Genomic DNA, 8,043 nt, shown 5'->3' with positions numbered 1-8,043 from the left:
AGAAGCTGAATTATACTTCAGCTTCTTTCCATTTACTAAATAATATTATTAATGGGTATTCCCTTGGTTTTGAACAAGTTTTACCATCGTACTTGCTAAAGATTGTTTTTCTTCTTTTGAAGCAGCATTCCATAACTCTCTTAAAACTGCCTCTTCTTCATTCTTTGCATCAACACTTTTCGACAGGTAATCCCCAACCTCAAATGCCACATTGTTCACAGCTTGTTGACTCATACCTTCTGATTGCGCTTGTTGCAGACGGCTCGACAAAAAGCCTTTCCATGTATCAAAGTTATCTAAAACAGACATCAAACATCCTCCTTTTGAACTTATTTTACATAGATAGTATTTGAAGTTATAAATACTTTATACATGCAAGATAAGAAAGCTGGATTAGTACGAGGGTTGATACAATTGATGGAAGAAATTTACCACCCACCATTTATATTAATTATTTCACCTTGAATATAATTTGACTTTTCATCCATAAGAAAACGAACTGCATTAGCAATATCATCTGGCGAACCCGATCTATTACTGGGTATATGATTTACTATTGCTTGCTTTTCTTCCACTGATAAATGCTGATTAATTTTTGTATCAATAAAACCAGGGCTAATTGCATTTACAGAAATACCACTTACTGCGACCTCTTTTGCTAAGGCTTTCACAAAACTGTTTTGCGCTCCTTTTACGGATGAATACATGACTTCGTTGCTTGCACCCACATCCCCCCATATAGATGTGATAAAGATAATTTTACCTTCTTTATTTTGTATCATTGAGGGTAGGAGATCGTGAACAATCATCCAAGGTGCTTTAACATGTAGCGTTAACATTTCGTCCATGTCGATTTCTTTACTATCTTGAAACGGCCAATGGTGAGATCTCCCACTTGCAAAAATAATAGCGTCTACAGGGAAAACTATCTTATTTAACAAGCCCTTAACACCATCAGCACGACTGAGATCAGCTTGGATTTCCGATATTATACATTCATCTCCAAACTTTTCACGTATACCTCTGAATCCTCCACTATGCTTGTTGAAGTGAAGCAAAAGACTATATCCATCACTTGCCAATTGTTCGGCAATCGCAAGTCCAATATCGCCGCTTGCTCCTATGAGTAACACATTTCTCCCCATTAAATATCCCTACTCTGCTTTAATTTTAAATGTAGTCAATTGCTCCTCTTGTATCCATTCATTTAAAAATGCGGATACTTCTTCATGTTTAAGTGAATGCAATCTTGGAATGATTTCAAGAAAGTCTATCCCCATTGTGTGATAATGAATGTATTTTTTTGATATAAACTCTATTGAGTTCATCGCTCGTATCAACTGTCCAATTTGTTTCTTTTTCATGCGTGAAAAATCATCTTCACTTAATTTTTTCTCTTTTATACTGAGTAGCATTTCTTTTACAACTTCACTAAATTTCTCAGGATTTGAGGTGTTTCCACCAATAATTGCATAACCAAATCCCTTTTCAACGTTGGCTTCAAAATAAAAACTTTTGTCAATTATACCTGATTCGTATAACTTTTGGTAGAAGGACCCACCCTCAGAAAAATAAAAATCCAAGATCATACCCTGAAGAAGATCATTCAGCAAAAAGGTGTCATTGTCGGTTTCGCTTACTAAACTTTTAATGCCAACCGCGCATTTAGGTATAGAAACGGGCATCTTTATAGTTGTTTCTTTCTTATAAACTTCTTTTGGTTCATTTGGCATAATCCGTTTAATTTCATCTGCAGGGCTAAATTCTTTTGATTCCTGGTTTTTTTTGACCAGCTTCATTATTTGTTCCTCATCAAAATTCCCAGCAATAAACAGTGTCATATTAGCAGGATGGTAAAAAGTTTGGTAGCATTCGTAGAGATCTTCCTTCGTGATTGCCGAAATTGATTCAACTGTTCCAGCAATATCTACCTTAACAGGGTGATTATGAAACAAATTTTGAATTGTACCCATAAAAACCCGCCAGTCTGGTTGGTCATCGTACATGGTAATTTCCTGCCCAATTATACCTTTTTCCTTTTCTACTGATTTGTCTGAAAAATAAGGTTCCTGAACAAAATCAAGTAAGGTCTCAATGTTTTTTTCGATATAATTTGTTGCTGTGAATAAATAAGCTGTTTCAGAAAAAGAAGTAAATGCATTTGCTGAAGCCCCTTGTTTACTAAAGTCAGCAAATACATCATGGTCTTCTTTCTCGAACAGTTTATGTTCTAAAAAGTGTGCTACACCTTCTGGAACAGTAACAGATTCTTGTTTGTCTCTAGGAATGAAGGAAAGATCAATAGATCCATAATTAGTTGAAAAAATAGCAAATGTTTTTGAAACTTCTTCTTTTGGTAATAAAAACACATTTAATCCATTGGAGAGTTTTTCTGTTATTAATACCTCGTCTATATTATCATATCTCTTTTTGGACAATTTGATTACCCCTCTCCATTTGTTGTAAGTAAATAAGTAGTGTCTTCCTGAATCCCATTTGCTACATCTAAAATATCCTGTTTTTTAACATTTTGGATTTTTGCAATTAACATATCGGGAGTTAATGAATGATTAGCTACTACTTGTTGGTACAACATTTCAATAATTCCCTGTGGATGATCCAATGTTTCCAGTAATTGATTTATAATTAGTTCTTTTGTAGAACTGATTTCATCCTCTATAAAATCACCATTCTTCATTGCAGTCATCTGTTCATCCATAATTTCTTTAGCTTGCTTAAAATCTTTGGGTGCAATACCGCTAAAAACAAATAACAACCCTTTATGACTTTCTAAACGTGAAGAAGCATAATAGGCGAGACTGTTTTTCTCTCGAACATTAATAAATAGCTTGGAATTCGGAAATCCACCAAACATTCCATTGAAAACCTGGAGTCCGGCATACAATTCATCACTGTAGGTACAATTTGTTCGATACCCTATATGAAGTTTCGCTTGTTGCAGCTCCTGCTTTTCAGTTACAGTATTTTTTTCAACATCTTTCTTTTTTTCATCTGCCGTTGATTCGATTGACTTGTTTGAGGTAAATTCTTTTTTCATGATATTTTTCACTGTATTTTTCATTTCTTCTTCTTCAAAATCACCTAGTACATATAAATCAACAGAATCATCGCTTAGCATGGATTGGTAATATGCAAATAAGTTTTTTTCGTCTAACTTTGGCAAATCATCCACATATCCATGAACATGTGTTTTGTATACTTCATTTTCACACATTTCATCAATTAGGCGCATGTTAGCATAGCTCATCTTATCGTCCAAAATAGAGCTTATCTTTTGTTTTAATGTTTCTTTTTCCCTGTCGACAATAGCTGAATCAAAACTGTTTTCAGATACATTTGGATTTGTTATGACTTCATTTAGGAGTTCTATAGTGCTTTCAATTAGTTTAGATTCATTCTCAAGGAACCGCTGATTTGGGATTTCTAAACGAAACGTAATAATATGAGAATTTCCTTTTTTAGTACCATCTATTGACAAAACTGCACCATATAAGTCATCAAGTTTTTGCTGTAGTTTACTGCGGCTTGGATAACGGTTAGTACCCTGCTGCAGCAGATAAGGTAGTAAAGCACGCTTGGTTATTGTTGAACGATCCAGTTTCCCCTTAAACTTAACTACAAAATTCAACGTTTTAAATTTTTTGCTAGGCACTAAGTGGAAATTAAGTCCACCCACTTGCACTACCTGTTCATTCACTTGATTCATGAAAACAACTCCAGACTATTATTTTTTAAAGTTATAATTAAACTATATAGTAGTATTAACCAGTTTTACCAATATAATTTACTATTTAAGAGAAATTTCCGTATTTGTGAATTACTATTTTCTAAAGATAGTTGTTTCTGATACAAAATCTATAAAATGCGACGTAACCGCTGTACTTATTTCCTACCAACCTAAATTGGTGCTGGTCCAACGCTGCAGAAAAACACTCGCTTTCCTGGGGAACGCTTCAGCATCCTCGGAGCAAAAACCGCTCACTGCGGAGTCTTCAGACTGTTCCTTTCCCACTAGAGTCTCGCATTTTTCCGCTTAGTTAGTTTCTGTTCAAGGAGAATTCCCGTAAAAACAAAGGCTTCATACGTAGTTTTCTAACCTAGTGAAGGCAGAATGCGTAGACTCCTGCTTAGAACAGCACGCGTCCGACGGCCCCGGAAGAAGCGATCTTTACTTCTGAGGAGACTGAGGCCGTGCCAGGCGGCATAGAAGACACTGTGAAAGCATTAGCTTGAGCAAATGTCGCACTTTTACCCGGAGTGGTGAAAGCGAAGTATTCTGCCGGAACTGCTTCTAGAAAAGTAAGTTACGTCGCAGTTTGGTTTGTATCAACTGTGAGGATTAAACAGTAACAAAACATATGAAAAGAGCCTTATGAATGGATTAGCATAAGAAAAAAAGCTGAGCTGCAGAGTAATCTACAGGTCAGCTTTTAAGTCTACCTATTTCCTTTAATATATGGTACGCCATTGGCTTTTGGTGCTTCTGCTCTACCAATAAATCCTGCTAAAGCAAGAATTGTTAGAACATATGGAGCTATTAACAGGAATACCTGTGGGATATCCTCAAGTAACGGAATTCCAGCACTTATTATGCTCAGGCTTTGTGCGAAACCAAAAAACAGTGCTGCACCCATTGCGCCTAGAGGATGCCATTTACCAAATATAACTGCCGCAAGTGCCATAAAACCTTGGCCAACAATCGTGGCATGCGAAAAGTTTAATGCAATTGTTAAAGCAAAAACCGAACCACCTAGACCACCCATTGCACCAGATATTACTACCGCTACATAACGCATTTTAAATACACTAATTCCATTTGTATCTGCCGCCATAGGGTGCTCACCAACTGCACGAAGTCTCAATCCAAATGGTGTTTTATATAATACATACCAGGCTACAAAAGCAAGAATTATTGCTAAATAACTTGTTAAATAAATGTTCTCAAAGAAAATCGGTCCTAAAACTGGAATTTCACGTAAAAAGGGAATATCCGTAGTATAGAAAGGTTTATTTACCATATCTGTTTGACCTTTGTCATACCATTGTTTAGTCAAGAAGACTCCCAGACCTAGAGCAAGGAAGTTAATTGCCACACCACTTACTACTTGATCCGCTCTAAAGGTGATAGATGCTACAGCATGAACAAGTGAAAAGATAGCTGATACTACCATCGCAACTAGAATTGATACCCAAGGAGTCCACATACCCAATGTATCAGCAAACGTAAGGTTAAAGACAACACCAACGAAAGCTCCCATTACCATTAACCCTTCAAGTCCTATGTTAACTACTCCAGAGCGTTCACTGAATACGCCGCCAAGCGCAGTAAAGATAAGGGGTGCTGAAAAGAATAATGCAGTTGGAATAATTGTTTGCAGAAGATCTACAATGTTCATTTATTTCCCCTCCTTTTTAAAGCGCAAAATAGCCCATCGAATAATATAGCTTGATGCTACAAAGAATATGATAATAGCTATTATAATGTCTACTAATTCTGATGGTACACCTGCTTCAAGAGGCATGTTTTGAGCACCGACCTTTAATATACCAAACAGGCAAGCTGCAATAATAACACCTATGGCTGTATTTGCACCTAATAGTGCAACTGCGATACCGTCAAAACCTAAATTTGTAAAACCAGATTGCACAGACATGTAACCAAATGTACCTAACCCTTCAGTTGCTCCTGCAAGCCCCGCGAAGGCTCCAGCAATGACCATTGATAAAACTACATTTTTTTGGACATTCATTCCAGCATATTTAGATGCATGTTGATTAAATCCAACAGAACGTAGCTCGTAACCTATCGTCATTTTTTCAATAATAAACCACATAATTAGCGCTGCAAATAACGCTAGCAAAATGCCATAGTGCATTCGTGAAAAGAAAGTAAGCTGCTGTAACCATTCAGATGCCATGGATGCAGTAGCAGGAATATTTTCTGTTGAATCTTTTGAATCCGTTAATACATTTCGGATAACTGCATTTGTTACATATAGTGCTGTATAATTTAGCATAATTGTTACAATTACTTCGTGGACGCCCAGTTTTGCTTTTAGAATTCCTGGAATAAAGCCCCAGATTCCACCAGCTACAGCCGCTGCCAGTACGGCTAATGGCAAATGAATGTAAATAGGCGCATCTACAGCAAGACCAACCCAAATTGCTGCAAGCCAACCAACAATTACCTGACCTTCAGCACCGATGTTAAACAAACCAGTTCTAAAAGCGAAGGCAACTGCTAAACCTGTTAAGATATAAGGCGTTATTTGCCTCACTGTTTCCCCCATAAAGTATAGATCGCCAAATGCTCCATTCCACAATGCTAAATAGCCTTCTATTGGATTATATCCAAAAATCAGCATAAGAATAGCACCTGAAATCAAGCCTAATAAAACAGAAATTACGGGTACTAAAATATTGAATAACTTATTAGATGTCATCACTATCACCTGCCTCTGCTAACTTACTGCCAGCCATAAGCAATCCTAGTTCTTGCTCATTTGTTTCCTCTGGGCTAACGTTTGCCACTATTTGGCCGTCGAACATAACAGCAATCCGGTCACTCACATCTAACACTTCATCAAGTTCAAAGGATACGAGTAAAATTGCCTTGCCTTTATCTCTTTCTTGCACTAGCTTACTATGAATAAATTCAATTGCACCTACATCTAATCCTCGTGTTGGCTGGGCTGCAATGAGTAAATCAGGTGATCGATCTATTTCACGACTAATTATTGCTTTCTGTTGATTTCCTCCAGAAAGTGCTCGTGCTTTCGTATGAATGCTAGGGGTCCGAACATCATACTCCTCAACCAATTCTTGTGCTTTGTCATAAATATCTTTAAAGCTTAGAATATTATTCTTTGAATAAGGTTTTTGATAATACGTTTGCAAAACCATATTCTCTGCTACTGGGAAGTCTAGAACAAGCCCATATTTATGCCTATCCTGTGGTATATGTCCCACTCCACTTTCGATAACTTTACGTGGTTTAAAATTGGTAATGTTTTTTCCATTAATTGTAATTGCGCCGGACTGTGATTTGGTTAATCCAGTAATCGCTTCGATTAATTCTGTTTGACCATTACCATCTACTCCTGCAATACCAACAATTTCACCAGCACGAACTTCAAGATTTAAATTTTTAACTAGGTTTACATTCCTTGAATCCTTCACATTCAAGTTATTGATTTCTAATACAACGTCAGTTGGCTTCGCTGGTTTTTTTTCAGTCTTAAAACTAACTTCTCTTCCAACCATCAAGGATGCAAGCTCTGTCACATTTGTTTCACTAACATTAACCGTTTTAATACCTTTACCTTTACGAATTACTGTACATCTGTCACAAACCTGCATGATTTCCTTCAGTTTATGTGTGATTAAAATGATTGATTTGCCTTCTCTAATCAAAGAGTTCATAATTTGAATTAATTCACTAATTTCCAACGGAGTCAAGACTGCGGTTGGCTCATCAAATATTAGAACATTGGCACCCCGGTATAATGTTTTAAGTATTTCGACACGCTGTTGCATTCCTACAGTAATATCGCGAATTTTGGCGGAGGGGTCTACTTTAAGTCCGTACCTATCTGACAACTCCTGAATTTCTTTTTCTGCCTTTTTAATGTTAATTCTACCATTTTTAGTTGGTTCGTTACCCAGAATAATATTTTCAGTAACTGAATAGTTTTCAACTAACATAAAATGCTGGTGTACCATTCCAATTCCCAGTTTTGTTGCAACGTTAGGATCTGTAATGCTTACTTTCTCACCATTGTAACGAATTTCTCCTTTTTCCGGCTGATACAAACCAAATAATACATTCATTAAAGTTGATTTTCCTGCACCATTTTCTCCTAATAATGCATGAATTTCTCCTTTTTTTAATTGGACTGTAATATTATCGTTAGCAACAATACCTGGAAACTCCTTGCGTATATTAAGCATTTCTATTACGTATTCCACATTGTTCACTCCCCTATTAAACATCACTATCATTATTTTTGATTGAAAGATCAC

Annotated in this window: 7 protein-coding genes; all 7 read right to left on the bottom strand. The window is 36.5% G+C overall.

Going from position 1 to position 8,043, the window contains the following annotated elements; all coding sequences use genetic code 11:
* Positions 1–48: 48 nt before the first annotated feature.
* Complete coding sequence (locus ACOI1D_RS01810) at positions 49–309, bottom strand: DUF3243 domain-containing protein (RefSeq protein ID WP_422498762.1); 261 nt, start codon at positions 307–309, stop codon at positions 49–51.
* Between the two features lie 119 nt (positions 310–428).
* A complete protein-coding gene (gene ymfI, locus ACOI1D_RS01805) occupies positions 429–1,145 on the bottom strand; it encodes an elongation factor P 5-aminopentanone reductase (RefSeq protein WP_422498760.1) in 717 nt (238 codons plus the stop codon).
* Between the two features lie 9 nt (positions 1,146–1,154).
* Entirely contained in the window at positions 1,155–2,438 is a 1,284-nt protein-coding gene (gene yfmH, locus ACOI1D_RS01800) for an EF-P 5-aminopentanol modification-associated protein YfmH (protein ID WP_422498758.1), read from the bottom strand.
* Between the two features lie 5 nt (positions 2,439–2,443).
* Positions 2,444–3,727 (bottom strand): EF-P 5-aminopentanol modification-associated protein YfmF, encoded by a 1,284-nt coding sequence (gene yfmF, locus ACOI1D_RS01795; RefSeq protein ID WP_422498756.1) that lies wholly within the window; start codon positions 3,725–3,727, stop codon positions 2,444–2,446.
* Between the two features lie 730 nt (positions 3,728–4,457).
* A complete protein-coding gene (locus tag ACOI1D_RS01790; RefSeq protein WP_422498755.1) occupies positions 4,458–5,417 on the bottom strand; it encodes an ABC transporter permease in 960 nt (319 codons plus the stop codon).
* Entirely contained in the window at positions 5,418–6,464 is a 1,047-nt protein-coding gene (locus ACOI1D_RS01785) for an ABC transporter permease (RefSeq protein ID WP_422498753.1), read from the bottom strand.
* Positions 6,454–7,989: an ABC transporter ATP-binding protein gene (locus ACOI1D_RS01780; protein ID WP_422498751.1), complete on the bottom strand. Its 1,536-nt coding sequence runs from the start codon at positions 7,987–7,989 to the stop codon at positions 6,454–6,456. The genes ACOI1D_RS01785 and ACOI1D_RS01780 overlap by 11 nt, the downstream gene beginning before the upstream one ends.
* Positions 7,990–8,043 lie beyond the last annotated feature (54 nt).

The sequence above is a fragment of the Virgibacillus sp. DJP39 genome (genome assembly GCF_049310925.1).
Lineage (GTDB): Bacteria > Bacillota > Bacilli > Bacillales > Amphibacillaceae > Virgibacillus_F.
Note: the sequence above shows the minus strand (reverse complement) of the source record. Positions and strands in the feature narration are given on the sequence as shown.